We start from the raw sequence: 17847 nt of genomic DNA, 5'->3' as shown, positions 1-17847 counted from the left end.
TCTTTATCGTAAATTTGCGCTATGCGATTTAAGATTGAGTCAGACTTTAAGCCTACTGGTGATCAGCCAGAAGCCATTAAACAACTAGCAGATGGTATCAACCAAAATGAGCGATATCAAACCTTACTAGGTGTTACAGGCTCTGGAAAAACTTTTACAGTTGCCAATGTGATACAAGAAGTGCAACGTCCAACATTAGTTTTGGCGCATAACAAAACCTTGGCAGCCCAGCTATACTCTGAGTTTAAACAGTTTTTTCCTGATAATGCTGTTGAGTATTTTGTATCCTATTACGATTACTATCAGCCTGAGGCTTATATTCCTGTTTCTGGAGTTTACATAGAAAAAGATCTTTCTATCAACGAAGAGATTGAAAAGATGCGATTGAGCACCACTTCCTCTCTACTCTCAGGTCGTCGTGATGTTTTGGTAGTGGCTTCTGTATCTTGTTTATATGGTATTGGTAATCCTGTGGAATTTCAAAAGAATGTGATTACCATTGAACGCGACCAAGTCATTTCGCGTACCAAATTATTGCATCAATTAGTTCAAGGATTGTATTCGCGTACTGAAGCCGATTTTAAAAACGGAAATTTCAGAATAAAAGGAGATACGGTAGATGTTTTCCCTGGTTACTCTGATAATGCCTTTAGAATTCACTTTTTTGGTGATGAAATTGAAGAAATCGAAGCCTTTGACGTGCATACCAATGAAGTTTTAGAACGTTATGACCGCTTGAATATCTACCCTGCAAATATGTTTGTAACCTCACCAGATGTATTGAATGGAGCTATTAAAGAGATTCAAGATGATTTAGTAAAACAGCATGATTATTTTAAAGATATTGGCAAACACCTTGAGGCCAAACGCCTAAAAGAGCGCACAGAATTCGATTTGGAAATGATACGAGAATTGGGTTACTGCTCTGGTATTGAGAACTATTCGAGATATTTGGATGGCAGAGCACCAGGCACAAGACCATTCTGTTTATTGGATTATTTTCCAGATGATTATTTAATGGTCGTGGACGAAAGTCATGTAACCATTTCGCAAGTTCATGCCATGTATGGTGGTGATAGAAGCCGAAAAGAAAATTTGGTAGATTATGGCTTTAGACTGCCTGCAGCCATGGATAACCGACCGTTAAAGTTTGAAGAATTTGAAGCGCTTCAAAATCAAGTGATATATGTATCTGCCACTCCAGCAGATTATGAGATGCAAAAATCTGGTGGTGTGTATGTTGAGCAGGTTATTCGTCCGACCGGACTTTTAGACCCAATAATCGAGGTACGACCAAGCCTCAATCAGATTGATGATTTAATTGAAGAAATCCAAGTTCGTGTTGAAAAAGATGAACGCACTCTAGTCACGACCTTGACCAAACGTATGGCTGAGGAGTTGGTAAAATATTTAACTCGAATTTCCATCCGGTGTCGTTATATCCACAGTGATGTTGATACCTTGGAACGGGTTGAAATTATGCAAGATTTGCGAAAAGGTATTTTTGATGTTTTAGTTGGTGTTAACTTACTTCGTGAAGGCTTGGACTTACCAGAAGTTTCTTTAGTAGCAATACTTGATGCTGACAAAGAAGGTTTCCTTCGTTCTAATCGTTCTTTAACTCAAACGGTTGGAAGAGCCGCAAGAAACCTAAACGGTAAAGCCATTATGTATGCAGATAAAATTACCAACAGCATGCAAAAAACGATAGACGAAACCAATTACCGTCGCGAAAAACAAATTGCCTATAATACCGAACATAATATTACACCAACAGCTCTAAATAAAAGTTTGGATAGCGCTTTGGCAAAAAATTCAGTGAGCACATACCGTACAGAATTGGAAGCAAAATTAGCTGCTGAACCTGAAAGCGAATACCTAACAAAGTCACAACTCGAAAAGAAAATACGCGAAAAACGTAAACAAATGAAACAAGCAGCAAAAGCACTTGACTTTATGGAGGCGGCACGTTTTAGGGATGAGATTACGGCTTATCAGAGTAAGCTGGAGAAGTTGAAGGTGAAATAGTGGTTAAGTAATAAGTGTAAAGTATTAAGTCTCGAACACTTTACACTTTGCACTTTACACTTCGATACTAATTGTATTGTACCTTAAAAATATCAATCAGAAAATCAGGTGGTACTATCTTATTAGGAAAACTATCCATTAAATCCAGTACGCGATTTATAGACTCATGGCTTAACCCCATTCGTAATCCGAAGTTATGGATTTTAACCAATTGCTTTGGTGCAACCTTGTGGTCTAGATTCATAAGTAGTACTAATCTATGGAATTGCACAATACGCTCGCTATGCGATTTTAAATGTACATAGGTTACAGGATGCTCAAAAAGATATTCAAAATCCTCCTTAGATATATCTAATTGTTTGGCTATACTAAACAAAAAGTTATACTCAATGGACTTTATATTTTCATCTGTCTGCGCAAAGGCTATCATCTCAGATAGCAAGCTCAACTTTTCAGCACGGTTAATCATCATAGAGGGAATTATTTAACAATGTAAAGTTAACGAGGTACATTATTTTATTGTCGTTGATATAATGTATCTTGTCGAAAAATTGAACGTACTTGGTCGGTTTTTTTAAACGTTTATCAATCCGAAACACCAATTATAGCATGAGATTGAAGCCTATTTGCATATTGTTTTTTGTATTTTTTATTAGTCAAATTACTGCGCAAAGTACTGCGTCTAAACAGGTTACAAAATTTGTGATTGCAGCTCCACAACTCGATACGTTAAAAACTATTTGGGTGTATTTACCTACAAATTATCAAAATTCTGAAAAACGCTATCCTGTGGTATATATGCATGATGCACAGAATTTATTTGATGCTGAAACCTCTTATGTCGGCGAATGGGAGGTTGATGAATATTTGGATGGCTTAACAAATAATGAAAGTATTGTTATAGGTATAGAACACGGCAATGAAAAACGTAATGACGAATTAACGCCTTATAAGCACGAAAAATACGGAGGCGGAAACGGAGAGGCTTACCTCATGTTTATAAAAAACACTTTAAAACCTCATATAGATGTTATATACAGAACCAAGTCTGATGCAAAACATACAACACTATTTGGGTCGTCATTGGGCGGATTGATCTCTTTTTACGGAGCGATAAAATATCCTGAAACTTTTGGTAACGCTGGTGTGTTTTCCCCTTCCTTTTGGTTTAGTGAAAAAATCTATGATTTAGTGACCTCAGCTGAAATTCAGGAAAGCTCTAAGTTTTATTTTTTGGTTGGTGATGAAGAAGGTGAAAATATGGTACCTGACCAAGAGCGTATGGTAAAATTATTAAAATCTAAAGGTGTAAAAGAAAAACAAATAGAAAATCATATTATTAAAGGCGGAAAACACAATGAAGCTTTTTGGAAAGCGCATTTTGGTAATGCGTATCAATGGTTATCGACCAACAACTAATCACTAACAACGAACAACTAACCCATGACAAACAACGACATATTCAAAAAACTAAGAGTAGCACACAAACTAAGAGATGATGATATTGTAAAAATTCTGGCTCTTGTAGATTTCAGAATCTCTAAAAGTGAGCTCAATGCATTTTTCAGAAAAGAAGACCACCCAAAATATGTGGAATGTGGTGACCAAATTCTAAGAAATTTCCTTAATGGATTAATCATTCATTTAAGAGGTCCAATGCCTAAAAAACAGGATTCTAATAAACCCAAACAAAAAAAGAGCAACGATTAAAAACGTTGCTCTTTGCATTTATATGAAAAGTAAAAACTTATCCTAATACCTTCTGCACCTTATCCGCAGCTTCCTGGAATTCAGTTGCACTTAATACATCCAATCCAGAATTATCGATTAAGTCTTTAGCGATGTCTGCATTGGTTCCTTGTAAACGTACGATAATCGGTACGTTAATGTTACCCATGTTTTTATACGCATCAATAACACCTTGCGCTACTCTATCGCAACGTACAATACCACCAAAAATATTAATTAAGATAGCTTTTACGTTAGGGTCTTTTAAAATGATTTTAAAAGCTGCCTCTACTCTAGCTGCATCAGCTGTACCACCAACATCTAAAAAGTTAGCTGGCTCACCACCTGCTTGCTTAATTAAATCCATAGTTGCCATCGCCAAACCAGCTCCGTTTACCATACAACCTACATTTCCGTCAAGGTCAACATAATTAAGACCTAGAGCACCTGCTTCTACTTCAATAGGATTTTCTTCACGTAAATCGCGCATTTCTGCTAAATCTCTATGTCTGTATAAGGCATTATCATCTAAAGTTACTTTAGAGTCAACGGCCATGATTTTATTATCACTGGTTTTTAAAACCGGATTGATTTCAAATAAAGACGCATCAGACTTTACATAAGCCGTGTATAATGCTGAAACGAATTTTGTCATTTCCTTAAACGCAGTACCTGATAATCCTAAATTAAATGCTACACGTCGCGCTTGAAAAGGTAACAGTCCCAATGCTGGGTCAACCTCTTCAGTGAAAATTAAATGTGGTGTTTCTTCAGCAACGGTTTCAATATCCATTCCACCTTCAGTAGAATACATAATCATGTTTCTACCCGTACCACGATTCAATAATACAGACATGTAGTACTCATCTGGTTCATTTTCGCCAGGGTAATACACATCTTCAGCAATTAATACTTGGTGTACTTTTTTACCTTCGGCAGATGTTTGAGGTGTCACTAGGTTCATCCCAATGATTTCACCTGCAATGGTTTCAACCTCTTGTAGATTCTTAGCTAATTTTACGCCTCCGCCTTTTCCACGTCCACCTGCATGAACCTGAGCTTTAATAACGTGCCAACCTGTACCGGTTTCTGCCGTTAATTGCTTTGCTGCATCAACAGCTTCTTTAGCGTTTTTTGCTACAATACCGCGTTGGATACGTACTCCAAAACTGCTTAATAATTCTTTCCCTTGATATTCGTGTAAATTCATTTGTTATCAGAAATTTATTGCTGCACAAAAATACACATACTATACTTTATACCAATATTTTTTTTGGCTGATTTTAGTAATGTCATTAAACTTTATTCAGATTTTTTATAATTGAAAACGCACTATCAACCACAGTGTCTTCTACAACAATAGTGAACTCGTTAGTTGTGGATATAACTTCGTAAAGTGGTACGTTTTGCCATGCCAGTCGTTTTAGGATGAGATAGTATAAACCGGATACCTTTGAGTTATTCTTTGGCAATATTAAACTAATAGCAGATAATTTTTCTTTCAATTCTAAGCAAACTTCATCCTTAAAGCTTTCCAGAACATCTTGTTTTTCTGAGCTTGAAATAATAATATTACTCTCTAAAATACCTCTAGTAAACGTATAGAAGATATGGCTTTTGTCCTTTATCTTATTCAAGATATCAGCTTGACTATTTATTAATGTATTTGAATTTTTGAAAGTAAAATCACTCAAATTAGAACGTAAAGTGATATCGCCGAGTTGCTCGAGTAAGGTTCTTAAACCATGATAAGGTTTGCTAACGGTTAATTTATCCTTGTAGCGTCTTAGCGCCATCATTATCGCACCTGTTTTTACCGGACGGCCTAATTGTTTTGATACTTCCTCTTGCAATACGTTTGCCAAAGCGGAGTAATTGATAATTTCTTTGGATATACCTTCTTCTAAAAAGGGCTGCTCTAGTACAATAGCTTCAACACAAGATGATACGGTTTTCATATTTGTTAATTATTTAACAATTTGTGTAAAATTAGTAAATTAATTACAAATAATTCGTTATTATATATTGATAGTCTATGTTTGCTGTCTAAATTTTAGAAGTACAATCCACTTATGAATAATAAAACCCTTTTACAAATTGCCGAGGATTTTGGAAGTCCAGTGTATGTGTATGATGCAGACACCATTACATCGCAATATAACCGCTTAACCAAAGCATTTAGCACCGTTAAAAATTTAAAATTGAACTATGCCGTTAAGGCGCTTTCCAATATTTCAGTTTTAAAATTATTTAATTCATTGGGTTCTGGATTGGATACTGTTTCTATACAGGAAGTGCAACTAGGTTTAAAAGCTGGGTTTAAGCCAGAGGATATTATATTTACTCCAAACGGTGTTTCCCTTGAAGAAATTGAAAACGTTGCTAAGTTAGGTGTACAGATTAATATAGACAACCTATCTATTTTAGAACAGTTTGGCACAAAGCATCCCAAAGTCCCTGTTTGTATAAGAATTAATCCGCATGTGATGGCTGGAGGGAATACTAATATTTCCGTGGGACATATTGATAGTAAATTCGGAATTTCAATTCATCAGATTCCTTTGCTGTTGCGTATTGTTGAAAATACCAAAATGAACATCAACGGTATCCACATGCATACAGGCAGTGATATTTTAGATATTGATGTGTTTTTATATGCCAGTGAAATTTTATTTGAAACGGCCAAAAACTTCAAAGATCTTGAGTTTATTGATTTTGGTTCTGGTTTTAAAGTGCCTTATAAAGCTGGCGATATTGAAACCAATATTGAGGAGCTCGGTAAAAAACTATCCAAACGATTCAATACATTTTGCAAAAACTACGGTAAAGAATTAACCTTGGCTTTTGAGCCTGGTAAATTCTTAGTGAGTGAAGCAGGTGTTTTTTTAGCTAAAGTCAATGTGGTAAAACAAACCACCTCTACGGTTTTTGCTCAAGTAGATTCTGGATTCAATCATTTAATACGTCCGATGCTCTACGGCTCTCAACACGAGATTATTAACATTTCAAATCCTAAGGGACGAGAACGTTTTTATTCTGTAGTAGGTTACATCTGTGAAACGGATACGTTTGCAAATAACAGGCGTATTAATGAAATCAATGAGGGTGACATTCTTTGTTTTAAAAATGCCGGAGCCTATTGTTTTACAATGGCGAGTAATTATAATTCGCGTTACAGACCAGCAGAAGTAATGATTTACAAAGGGAAGCCTCAACTCATTAGAAAAAGGGAAACCTTTGATGATATTCTGAATAATCAAGTGGAGATTAATTTTTAGGTTAGGCGCAAAATTCAAATGCGTTAATATTTTAGGGGTTAAGATAATTTTTGGAATACGATAAGATTTATCTTTGTGAGAAGCCTTTGCTTATACCATTATGAATCAGATCGCACCAAAAATAATACGCCAAATTTTCGTTTTACTTTTAATCATTCTTACAGGTAGTCTGATTTTTAGAGAAATGCTCCCTTATTTAAGCGGAGTTCTAGGTGCCATCACTTTTTATATTCTTCTAAGAAAGTTAATGAAAAAACTGGTGAGAACATATAATTGGAAACCAGCATTGGCAGCAATCACCCTTATGGTTGGTTCATTTGTTATAATTCTTATACCACTTAGTGGATTTGGCATTATGCTTGGCAATAAAATTTCTGATGCTGCACAGAACAGCGAAAAGGTGATTAAGGCTTTTAAACAACAGACAGGCTCATTAGAAAAAACAACTGGTATCAATATCAATTCGCAAATAGACACGCAGTCCATTACCACTTGGCTATCAGAAAATCTACAGAATTTGGCTGGCAATACATTTAACCTTTTTATTGCTGTAGGACTGATGTATTTTATGCTTTATTTCATGCTAACTAATCGTAAGGAATTACGGAAATCGTTGCGAGACTACATCCCAATGGGCAATGATAGTCTAAACTCCATAGGCAATGAAGTACAAGCCATGGTGAAATCTAACGCTATCGGTATTCCCCTTGTTGCATTAGCTCAAGGAATTATAGCATTGATAGGATTTGTTATTTTTGGTATTGAAGACCCATTTTTTTGGTTCGTAATTGTGACTATTGGTTCTATGATTCCGTTTATAGGCACTTTAATTGGCATTATACCCGTTTTTATCTTAACCTTATCGACCGGTAATACTTTTCAAGCTTGGGGAATTTTAATCTACGGACTTGTTGTTGTCGGATCTACCGATAACCTTATTAGGCTGTACGTGCTTAAAAAACTTGATAATGTTCATCCACTAATCACGCTTACAGGTGTTATTGTCGGTGTTCCTTTGTTTGGTTTTATTGGACTTATTTTTGGACCTCTTTTAGTTAGTATTTTTATGGCATTGGTTAAAATCTATAAAAATGAATATGGTAAGAACATCACAGGGCAAGAAGAAGATCGTCTATAAATCGGATGATTATATATCATAACCAACGTCATAGTACTATTCTTTTTCATTACCTTTAACCATGCCCGAAGTCTTTATAATCCTAACACTAAAGACTGATGAAATTAATCAAATCAACCAGAATTGAATCTATAGATATTCTGAGAGGCCTTGTAATGGTCATCATGGCTCTAGATCATGTAAGAGACTACTCCAATACGGGTTACATGTTTGCAGATCCCACAAATTTAGAAACCACCACTCCCATACTTTTTTTCACCAGATGGATTACACATTTTTGTGCTCCTGTATTTGTGTTTTTGGCTGGCACTTCTGCCTTTTTATATGGAAGTAAAAAAGCCTCTAAAAATCAGCTTGCTAAATTTTTGTTTACCAGAGGGCTTTGGTTGGTTGTTATTGAATTGACCGTTGTTAATTTAGCATGGACATTTGATATTGGTTTTGGTGTCCATATTTTCCAGGTTATATGGGCAATAGGGATTTGCATGATGTTTTTAGCTGCTTTAATTTATTTGTCTAAAAAAATACTTTTGGCTCTTGGGCTTGTTATAGTATTTGGACACAATTTATTGGATGGTATTACACAAGAAGGCACAGAACCCTTATCGTTATTATGGTATTACGTTCATCAGTTTAACTTTCAGGTGATCAATGATGGCCAAGGTATGTTGGCGATTGCCTATCCTTTTCTACCATGGTTAGGTATTATGATATTGGGCTATTGTTTTGGGTATTTTTACACCAAAGGCTTTAATGCTAGTTTACGCAGAAAATGGTTGCTTCGTTTAGGTTTTGGCGCCATCATACTATTTGTGAGCTTACGTTTTTTAAACGTGTATGGCGATTTGGCTCCATGGAGTTATCAAGATACAACGACTAAAACTATATTGTCTTTTTTCAACACCACTAAATATCCACCATCATTGCTCTATACGCTAATGACATTGGGACCATCTCTATTGTTTTTATATGCCATTGAATCCGTTAAGAATAAGGTTACTGATTTTTTAATCGTTTTTGGACGTGTACCTTTTTTCTATTACATACTCCATCTTTATCTTATTCATATTATCGGAATGATAGGATTATCCATACAAGGATACGACTGGAGAGAACTTATTTTAACACCCGCTCGTTTTATGAGTGGCTATCTATTTGACAAAGGCTTTGATCTTTGGGTAACCTATCTAATTTGGGTTTTAGTTATTGCTCTTTTATTCCCTATCTGTAAACGATATATGCAATATAAAGCAAACAATAAAGACAAATGGTGGCTAAGCTATCTGTAACTTTTATAGTATCTTATCTACATATAGAAAACCAAGACTTATGAATGGATTTGATATTGTTTTAGTAATTGCCGTAATCCTTTTTGCTCGATTAGGTATGCGCTTGGTGTCTAGATATATAAAAATGAAACAAGAAAATAAAGAAGACAAAAAAGATAAGTTATGATTAATATCTTTAGAAAAATTAGAAAAAAGTTCTTCTCTAATAAAATGAGCATTTATTTACTCTATGCCATTGGTGAAATTGTCTTGGTAATGATTGGTATTTTACTGGCACTCTATGTCAACAATTTAAATGAAGAACGAAAGTTAAAAAACAATATCAATAATACGTTAAGAACTATTTCTTACGATTTAGAAGTAGACACATTATCCGCTAGATCAATCATAGAATACTATGATGCCAATTCTAAAAACAGTAAGAAAATTATTGATCGCGAAATTACCATGGAGAACTACAAGGAATGCCCAGAATGTATGAGCCTTGTGACCATCTACAAACCGTTTAATATACAAACCAAAGGTTTTGAACAGCTTAAAAACCTGATAGATGAACGCGCTACCGAAAAAGACAGCCTTATAATTGACATTACAAAGTTCTATACCATCTTTAAACCCTTAATAGCTAAAAATAACGATAGGATGGAAACCATTGTTATGAGAAACTTCACAGATTTTGAAAAATTTCCTTGGTTTGTTGATTTAGCTCAAGGCAAGATGACAAATGAACTCATTGAATATTTTGTGCAGAGTGAAGATTACAGAGTAAAAGTTGCATCCCACGCCATGCTTGCCGTTGGAAACCATTCTGGAATAACTAAGGCGTATAAAGAGAATGCTGTAATGCTCTTAGACAGAATTAATAAACGATTAGAGCAATAAGGTTAAAGGTCACCTCCCTTTGTTTTCTTTAAAGGAGAATTGACCCAATATTTATCTATATCAAAAGTTGGAGGATTTACCCTTGTATCTAAAATGGGTAGTGTTTTGGTAACGAATATGAGATTATTATTTGGTTTTTTATCTTCAAAAATCTCTTGCGTAAAGAACTCTCTAAACTGATAACCCAATAATTTTGAATCCTTATTTAATTTTGCACCTGTGGCATCTTTAATTTTTTTAACGCGATAAGAGAAGTCCTCTGATTTTACTTCTTCTAAACTCGCACCTGTACCAGCAGCCCAATCCAACACCTGAATCTTAACCACTTTGGGCTTAACAAGTTCTATATCTTTAATTATTAATTTCTTGTCTTTATACAATACTCTAAACCTACTCTTTCTTGCAATTGAAGACTCATCAACTGCTTTATTAAAGCTAATGTAAAATGCCTGATCATTAGGGTCGAACTCAAAATCGCTCACCTTAAATGGATTGGGCTCTTTAATAATAAACCTATTATTAAAGGTGATGTAATTGAGGTACATTTTCTCATTATATGGCTTGTACTCTACATTAACTTCGTATAAGGTATTTAAGCGTTCCCTTAACTCAAATTTTGTGCTATTACCACTTTGTATTTTGTACTGAGCAAAATTTTCATTCTCAATCATTTTATATTCAATCTTGTATATGGCGTAATTACCTTTGGCTATATAAATTGTCCCCTTTGCCCTAAATTTTGCTACTTCAGTATTTTTTGATGCAAAAGATATCTCAAATAGCGGAGTATCTTCTATGTATTTAATGCCTTCAAGCTTAAAATCGTGGTTATTCACAAAGTCGTCCCTAAAAGTGTCGACAAAAGAAAAGCTCGGTATGTCAAAATTACGTATGGCATTATGTCCGTTTAATATCTCCAATTCGTTTTCTAATGCTGTATTAAACTGTGCGCTCTCATCCTTATTTATAACTTTGGCTTGACCATACACGCTCTTTAAAAGCAAAGAATCCAAATAATAGTCCTCATTTAAATCATAAGAATATAAGGCCGTACGGTTTTCTGAATTCCTAAATTTATTGGTTTGAAAACCTGCATCAAAGGTCTCTAAAATAAACTCATTAAGGTTATAATAATTATTGTTAACCAATTGGTAATCTCGGTAATATGCCATGTATGAATGAGGTGTTCTGGGATAATTGAAAGGTATTCTCTTTATAGCCTCCTTAATTATCGTTTCGGGTTCATAAGTAATAGACTTTGCTTGGGCCACAACCAAAACAGCAGACAATTCTTCAACTTTAGGTCTTAAGTATATCTTGTTTATGGTATTTAAATTAAACGAACCTGCATTAATTCTTAAGGTTTCAAAACCAATGGAGGATATAATGATTGTTTTACCAGACGATTTATAATCAATAGGCAGCCTAAATTCACCATCTTCATCTGCAATCACACCATTTTGCACATCATCAAACTTAATTGTAGCAAAGGATACAGGGTATTTCGTTTCAAAATCTAAAACTTTACAGAGTAATTCGTTAGCATTCTGCGCGAAGGTCATTACAGAAAAACCTATAATAAAAACGGAAATAAATAGAAGTCTTAATTTCATGCTATAGACAAAATACATAAAAAATACAATTACAGATCTCTATAAAAAGTTAAACCATTTCCGTACAAATCATAAAAAGCAAACTCTTTTGTTCCCCAAATCTTTTCCTTTAGAGCTGTGCGCTCATGAAAAACATCTTTGGTTTTATACTCTTCGTACAATTTTGTAATATTTTCAACATATATGCGAAGCATTGGTCTGTCTAAACCCTCTACCCATTCTTTTTCATCGTGCCATTGTAGATGAATCTCAATATTATCTCTAGACACACCAGCATAACCGTTATCGCTCGTTGTGTCCGTAAAAGCAAGCTTAAAACCTAATTTTTCAACATAAAAATCAACAGCTTTAACTACGCTCTTAACAGGTAACACAGGATGAATTTCTTTGAGGTAACCAGTATTCATTTTTTAAAATATTTATCTTTATAAATGTAACAATTTAATTATACCTATATCTCTACTATATGAAAAAGTTGCTACTTCTAATTATAACGTTTATTTCTATTCAGCAGTTTTATGGCCAGAGTTTAAAAAGCTATAAGCATATTGAAAACGATACGGTTTATCTAGATTTCATAAACCCGTTTTACGCTCCTATGGAAGTAAAATTATCACCTTTGGATTCTACAAAGGGGTTTATAAAAGTAAATCCCTATAGTTTTATAAAGTACAAGGACACTTTAAAAAAGGCAGTAGCGATTCCAATTGCACGACTTGCGGATACCTCTAAAATCCATATTAAGTCTTACCTAAAATTTAAAGCTAATTTTGGTGATTCTAAAAGCGATGCTGATAATAACCACGCTTATCTGTTACCTTACCCAAAAGGAAAACGCTATAAAATAATACAATCCTTTGGTGGAAAATTCTCCCATAATGATCCACATTCTAAATATGCCATCGATTTTGGAACCAAAGTTGGAGATACTATAACTGCGGTAAGATCTGGAAAAGTGTTTTTTGTAAAAGAAGACTCTAAGGAACATTGCAGAACCCGAAAGTGTATAAATACGGCCAATAAACTTTATATTTTACACGACGATGGCTCAATGGCGCACTATGTGCATTTAGATTTTGAAGGAGCTTTGGTTGATGTCGGAGATATGGTTAAAGCTGGTCAACCCATTGCTATTTCTGGTATGACTGGTTTTACCACGATACCACACTTGCATTTAGTACTCTACAAATCTGGAGGATTATCAATACCTTTTTATTTTAAAGGACAAAAACGAAAAAAATTAAAACAAGGCAGGTTCTACAAACGGAAACTATAACCTAGTTTCTCACTTTTCCTGAAAAATGATTAACCTTAGGATTAATAGGGTTTCCTGTTGTTCGTCTGTAAATTACTATCTGCCCACAGTGCCAAATGGCATCTGCAATTGGGCCATTAACTTGATTCCAAAACGGAATTTCCTGTTCACCGAAAATAATTTTGTATTGCGAAATATCATCACTGGTTCTTAAAATATCGGCTGCGGTTTTAAGATTTGTTAGTGTTCTTGCTCGCATTTCTTCATAAGACAAATCTTCATCAACTCTAGAGTTTGGTTCTTTTAAGGTTGAATTGACAATAATCTTTGATAAATCATAAATATGTTTGATGGTTTCCTCGGTCGATCTACCATCCTCATTAGCTTTATAGGCTAAATCTTTTTCCGTTAAGCTATCCGTTGCCCAGTAATACCGAAAACCAAGTGCATCAACCATTCGCGCTGCCATAGTACCAGCGGTAAATTCATCAGAGTACTCTGGGATTTCATAGTATGGTAATTCGGTTTCAGAACTTTCTTGTGCGAAACTAATTAGTGCAAATAATGAAATGACTATTAGAAGTACTTTCTTCATAAGGCAAACCTATTAATCTTTTATTTCTTTGTTATTGGTTATGGTTTCAGTACCATACTTATCCACCAAATACACCAAAGCTGTCATGGTTGCTGCTCCTAATTCAAGCTCACGTTTGTTGACGTGTTCAAAGGTGTCATTGGCTGCATGATGATGATCGAAATAACGTTGCGAGTCTGGTCGTAATCCCGCTAAGACGATATCATCATTTTTTAGAGGTCCTATATCGGCACCACTTCCCCCTTTTTCAAAATAATGGATTAAATACGGTTTGAATAGTGGTCTCCACGATTCAATTTTTGAAAACATAAGGTCACTACAATCAAAACTAAAGCCTCTTGGTGTAAAGCCTCCTGCATCACTTTCTAAGGCAAAAATGTGCTTTTCGTTCTTTTCTTTAGCAACTTCGGCATATTTTCTTCCGCCACGTAATCCGTTTTCCTCGTTCATAAATAACACTACACGAATACTACGTTTTGGTGTGATACCGCTTTCTTTCATCAATCGTAAAACGTCCATGGATTGTACCACACCTGCTCCGTCATCATGTGCTCCATCCCCTAAGTCCCATGAATCCAAGTGACCTCCGACTATGATATATTCATTTGGGAATTCACTACCAGTAATTTCACCAATGACGTTATAAGATTCTACATCATCAAACTGCTGACAACTCATTTCAAAATAAAACTCAAGATCTTTATCCTTTTTTAAAGCTTCGCTTAACTTTACGGCATCATTGGTACTGATTGCTGCGGAAGGAATACGTTGCTCTACAGATAAATCTCCGTAACCCATACTACCAGTATGCGGATAATCATCTAAGCGAGAACTCAAAGAACGAACAATTGTACCGACAGCTCCATATTTAGCGGCTTCTGCAGCACCTGCATAACGCTCTGCAGCACAACCACCATAGGCTTGAAATGTATTAACAAGCTCCTGTTCCCAAGATCTGTTAATGAATACAATTTTACCTTTTATGTTTTCTTCACCCAGTTTTTCTAAATCCTGATACGTATTAACTTCTATAACCTTTGCTTTTACACCACCCTCTGGTGTAGCAACTGATCCGCCTAAAGCACAGATATTGACTTTATTTAAGCCGTCCGAAGTTTTAAAATAAGCCATTTCTTGTTCACCTCTCACCCATTTTGGTACCATTACAGGTTGCAACCAAACTTTGTCTAGTCCTAATTTCTCAAGTTCTGCTTTAGTATATTGTACAGCGAGTTCAGCATTTGTTGAACCAGATAAGCGTCCACCTATTTTGTTGGACAAGTAATCTAACCATTCGTAACTTTTACCATTGGTTAGCGATTGTTTATAAATGCTTTTTAGAACGTCTTCATCCGACTGTGCTTTCAGGGAAAAGGAAAGACAGAAACAAATGAGTAATGCAATTCTGGATATAGTCTTAAGATAGTTATTCATCGTTTAGTTCTTGTTTATATACATCAATATTCGCTTTTTCCTTAGCTGGCAACTCCGGCTCTCTTATATCTTTATATGTTGTCAATGTCTCATACAGAATCTTAGCCACAATGTATCTTGCCGTTGGCTTATCATCTGCAGGAATATTAAACCAAGGTGCATGAGGTTTAGAACTTCTGTTTAATACATCTTCATAACAGGCTTGATACTTATCCCACAATTTACGTTCCTTTAAATCATCTGCTGAAAATTTCCAATGTTTATCTGGTCTGTTGAGACGTCTTAATAATCTGTTTTTCTGTTCTTCTTTAGATAGATTTAAAAAGAACTTAAAGATGATGGTACCATTATCTGCAATGTGCTTTTCAAAATTATTTATTTCTTCAAATCGTCTGTCCCAAAAGGCATCATCAACATCTGCAACAGAGTTTATATCTGGCATATTCTCATATATCAAATAATTGGGATGCACACGTGTTACCAAAACATTTTCATAATGCGTTCTATTAAAAATCCCAAATTTACCTCTTGCCGGTAATGCTATATAATGTCTCCAAAGATAATCGTGCTTTAACTCTAAATCCGTTGGTTTTTTAAAACTATGTGCTACAATACCTCTTACGTTAAATTCCTTAAAAACTTCACGGATTAAGCTATCCTTACCTGCCGTATCCATACCTTGAATGCAAAACAAAACCGAGTATTTACCATGTGCATACATCGCGTTTTGGATATCCGCTAAATCTTTACTGACATCCCTTAAGGCTTCTTTAAGTTCTTTTTTATCAGCATCTAAGTCTACACGTGTTGGTAAATCTGAAATATTAATCTGAGATGTGATCTTAAATTTCTCTATTTTGACTTCTTTCATGTAATGTTGTTTGTTTAATTTTTCATCTATTCGTCGCTAGCTTCCTCTTCTTGATAAGTCAATGGGTGATCCTCAACACCTAAGCCAACAATTTTTATAATACTAACAACCGTATTGTATAGCATTAAGACAACACTTATTAATCCTCCACTTAAAATTGCGGACAATCCCAAACTGATATAATAAATTATTGTGTACCAAGAGCTAGGTACATTTTCCGCTTCAGTCACAGGAATGTTCATTAACTGAAAAACTATCATGGCAGCAACAAACACTATTGTGTCTATTTTGGCAATGAGCAAAACATGTTTATAATGTTCGTCCTTTAATCTGGACTTAGTGCTAGAGCTTATACTTAGAAGTGTTAATAAAAGTGCAAGAATTGTTGCAGACGCAAGGACAATGGTGTTACAAAGGGCATTGATACCTGGTAAAGAGGAGGCAATCAGTGATTTTGCTTCATAACCACTTATATTACCCAATCCGTAAGCACCCAAACCAATAATTATAGCAGATATAATACCTCCTAATAGTGCTCTTTTGTTATATGCAGTTAATTTTAATTTCATGTTATTTCGAAGCAAACGCCTTTACATCTGCTTCACTTACTTCTTTTCCTCCTAAGATAATCAATCTTTCTACAACATTTCTTAATTCACGGATGTTACCTGTCCAATCATAATCTTGAAGCAGTTTAATGGCCTTAGAAGAAAATGATTTTTTGGCTGTTCCTTGTTCACTGGAAATTTTTTCCGCAAAATAATCCACCAATAGAGGAATGTCTTCTCGCCTATCATTCAGTGCTGGCACTTTTATTAAAATAACAGCCAATCTATGGTACAAGTCTTCCCTAAACTTACCGTCTTCAATCTCCTTCTTTAAGTTTTTATTTGTTGCAGCTACAACTCTTACATTTACTTTGATGTCCTTATCGCTACCAACACGTTGAATACGACTTTCCTGCAAGGCTCTCAATACCTTAGCCTGAGCAGACAAGCTCATATCGCCTATCTCGTCAAGAAAAATAGTACCTCCGTTTGCCGCTTCAAACTTACCTGCTCGGTCTTTATTTGCTGATGTAAAAGCCCCTTTTACATGGCCAAACAATTCACTTTCGATTAATTCGCTAGGAATTGCAGCACAATTAACCTCTATCATTGGCCCTTTGGAGCGCTCACTTTTTTGGTGCAACCAGTGTGCCACCAATTCTTTACCTGTTCCGTTTGGACCTGTAATGAGAACACGAGCATCAGTTGGAGCCACTTTATCAATCATATCCTTGATATTCTCAATAGCATCACTCTCACCTACCATTTCGTAGTTTTTGCTAACTTTCTTTTTTAGCATTTTGTTTTCAACCACGAGCTCTTTTCTGTCTAAAGCAATACGAACCGTATTTAAAAGTCTATTTAAATCTGGTGGCTTAGAAATATAATCAAACGCACCTAAACGCATTGTGTTTACAGCTGTATCCAAATCTCCGTGACCTGAAATCATTACCATAGGTATTTCTGGTTTTATTTTTTTTACAGCTTCTAAAACCTCAACCCCATCCATTTTTGGCATTTTAATATCACAGAGCACTAAGTCGTAATCGTCTTTTTTGATTTTTTCAATTCCAGCTAGACCATCTTCGGCCTCTTCAACTTGATAGGTATCACTCTCTTCAGAAAGAATTTTTACCAATACTCTTCTAATGGCTGCTTCATCTTCTATTATCAATATTTTTGACATAT

At 35.1% G+C, this 17847-nt stretch carries 19 protein-coding genes; 9 read left to right on the top strand and 10 right to left on the bottom strand.

The annotated features are described in order from the left end of the window. The first annotated feature begins 21 nt into the window (after positions 1-21). Positions 22-2028 carry an excinuclease ABC subunit UvrB gene (gene uvrB / locus ACQ65V_RS09525; RefSeq protein ID WP_430467715.1) on the top strand — a complete coding sequence of 669 codons (2007 nt, stop codon included), beginning with the start codon at positions 22-24 and terminating at the stop codon, positions 2026-2028. Positions 2029-2095: 67 nt separating this feature from the next. On the opposite strand, the gene ACQ65V_RS09520 is transcribed toward uvrB, so the two are convergent. Further along, positions 2096-2497: a TerB family tellurite resistance protein gene (locus tag ACQ65V_RS09520; RefSeq protein ID WP_155090335.1), complete on the bottom strand. Its 402-nt coding sequence runs from the start codon at positions 2495-2497 to the stop codon at positions 2096-2098. Positions 2498-2637: 140 nt separating this feature from the next. On the opposite strand from ACQ65V_RS09520, the gene ACQ65V_RS09515 reads away from it, so the two are divergent. Further along, a complete protein-coding gene (locus tag ACQ65V_RS09515) occupies positions 2638-3447 on the top strand; it encodes an alpha/beta hydrolase (RefSeq protein ID WP_430467714.1) in 810 nt (269 codons plus the stop codon). 24 nt (positions 3448-3471) lie between these two features. Then, entirely contained in the window at positions 3472-3738 is a 267-nt protein-coding gene (locus ACQ65V_RS09510) for a DUF1456 family protein (RefSeq protein ID WP_430467713.1), read from the top strand. A 37-nt stretch (positions 3739-3775) separates the two neighbouring features. On the opposite strand, the gene sucC is transcribed toward ACQ65V_RS09510, so the two are convergent. Beyond that, positions 3776-4966 (bottom strand): ADP-forming succinate--CoA ligase subunit beta, encoded by a 1191-nt coding sequence (sucC, locus tag ACQ65V_RS09505; RefSeq protein WP_273291918.1) that lies wholly within the window; start codon positions 4964-4966, stop codon positions 3776-3778. 85 nt (positions 4967-5051) lie between these two features. After that, positions 5052-5714, bottom strand: a complete 663-nt coding sequence (locus tag ACQ65V_RS09500; RefSeq protein WP_273291916.1) for a hypothetical protein — start codon at positions 5712-5714, stop codon at positions 5052-5054. Positions 5715-5828: 114 nt separating this feature from the next. Between ACQ65V_RS09500 and lysA the strand changes: the two genes are divergently transcribed. From lysA to ACQ65V_RS09475, 5 genes are all read left to right on the top strand, one after another. Continuing rightward, positions 5829-7034 carry a diaminopimelate decarboxylase gene (gene lysA, locus ACQ65V_RS09495; RefSeq protein WP_430467712.1) on the top strand — a complete coding sequence of 402 codons (1206 nt, stop codon included), beginning with the start codon at positions 5829-5831 and terminating at the stop codon, positions 7032-7034. 100 nt (positions 7035-7134) lie between these two features. Beyond that, on the top strand, positions 7135-8172 hold the full coding sequence (locus ACQ65V_RS09490; RefSeq protein ID WP_430467711.1) for an AI-2E family transporter: 1038 nt from the start codon (positions 7135-7137) through the stop codon (positions 8170-8172). A 98-nt stretch (positions 8173-8270) separates the two neighbouring features. Then, on the top strand, positions 8271-9461 hold the full coding sequence (locus tag ACQ65V_RS09485; RefSeq protein WP_430467710.1) for a DUF1624 domain-containing protein: 1191 nt from the start codon (positions 8271-8273) through the stop codon (positions 9459-9461). A 40-nt stretch (positions 9462-9501) separates the two neighbouring features. Continuing rightward, complete coding sequence (locus tag ACQ65V_RS09480) at positions 9502-9627, top strand: hypothetical protein (RefSeq protein ID WP_412561358.1); 126 nt, start codon at positions 9502-9504, stop codon at positions 9625-9627. Further along, entirely contained in the window at positions 9624-10343 is a 720-nt protein-coding gene (locus ACQ65V_RS09475; protein WP_430467709.1) for a hypothetical protein, read from the top strand. The genes ACQ65V_RS09480 and ACQ65V_RS09475 overlap by 4 nt, the downstream gene beginning before the upstream one ends. Positions 10344-10345: 2 nt before the next feature. Here the strand turns inward: ACQ65V_RS09475 and ACQ65V_RS09470 are convergent, their stop codons facing one another. Both ACQ65V_RS09470 and ACQ65V_RS09465 read right to left on the bottom strand, forming a co-directional pair. Then, positions 10346-11956, bottom strand: a complete 1611-nt coding sequence (locus ACQ65V_RS09470; protein ID WP_430467708.1) for a carboxypeptidase-like regulatory domain-containing protein — start codon at positions 11954-11956, stop codon at positions 10346-10348. Positions 11957-11985: 29 nt separating this feature from the next. Then, a complete protein-coding gene (locus tag ACQ65V_RS09465; protein WP_273291906.1) occupies positions 11986-12363 on the bottom strand; it encodes a glyoxalase superfamily protein in 378 nt (125 codons plus the stop codon). Positions 12364-12422: 59 nt separating this feature from the next. On the opposite strand from ACQ65V_RS09465, the gene ACQ65V_RS09460 reads away from it, so the two are divergent. Next, positions 12423-13232 carry a M23 family metallopeptidase gene (locus ACQ65V_RS09460; RefSeq protein ID WP_430467707.1) on the top strand — a complete coding sequence of 270 codons (810 nt, stop codon included), beginning with the start codon at positions 12423-12425 and terminating at the stop codon, positions 13230-13232. A 1-nt stretch (position 13233) separates the two neighbouring features. On the opposite strand, the gene ACQ65V_RS09455 is transcribed toward ACQ65V_RS09460, so the two are convergent. From ACQ65V_RS09455 to ACQ65V_RS09435, 5 genes are read right to left on the bottom strand one after another with little or no spacing between them, the layout of a single operon-like run. Continuing rightward, positions 13234-13806, bottom strand: a complete 573-nt coding sequence (locus ACQ65V_RS09455; protein WP_430467706.1) for a hypothetical protein — start codon at positions 13804-13806, stop codon at positions 13234-13236. Positions 13807-13818: 12 nt separating this feature from the next. Continuing rightward, on the bottom strand, positions 13819-15240 hold the full coding sequence (locus tag ACQ65V_RS09450) for a M20/M25/M40 family metallo-hydrolase (RefSeq protein WP_430467705.1): 1422 nt from the start codon (positions 15238-15240) through the stop codon (positions 13819-13821). Continuing rightward, positions 15233-16111, bottom strand: coding sequence for a PPK2 family polyphosphate kinase (locus ACQ65V_RS09445; RefSeq protein ID WP_430467704.1), 879 nt, complete (start codon positions 16109-16111; stop codon positions 15233-15235). The genes ACQ65V_RS09450 and ACQ65V_RS09445 overlap by 8 nt, the downstream gene beginning before the upstream one ends. A 26-nt stretch (positions 16112-16137) precedes the next feature. Next, positions 16138-16680: a hypothetical protein gene (locus tag ACQ65V_RS09440; protein ID WP_273291897.1), complete on the bottom strand. Its 543-nt coding sequence runs from the start codon at positions 16678-16680 to the stop codon at positions 16138-16140. A gap of 1 nt (position 16681) precedes the next feature. Then, a complete protein-coding gene (locus tag ACQ65V_RS09435) occupies positions 16682-17845 on the bottom strand; it encodes a sigma-54-dependent transcriptional regulator (protein ID WP_412561365.1) in 1164 nt (387 codons plus the stop codon). Positions 17846-17847 lie beyond the last annotated feature (2 nt).

The sequence above is a fragment of the Winogradskyella ouciana genome (assembly GCF_965284585.1).
Taxonomy (GTDB): Bacteria; Bacteroidota; Bacteroidia; order Flavobacteriales; family Flavobacteriaceae; genus Winogradskyella; species Winogradskyella ouciana.
Note: the sequence above shows the minus strand (reverse complement) of the source record. Positions and strands in the feature narration are given on the sequence as shown.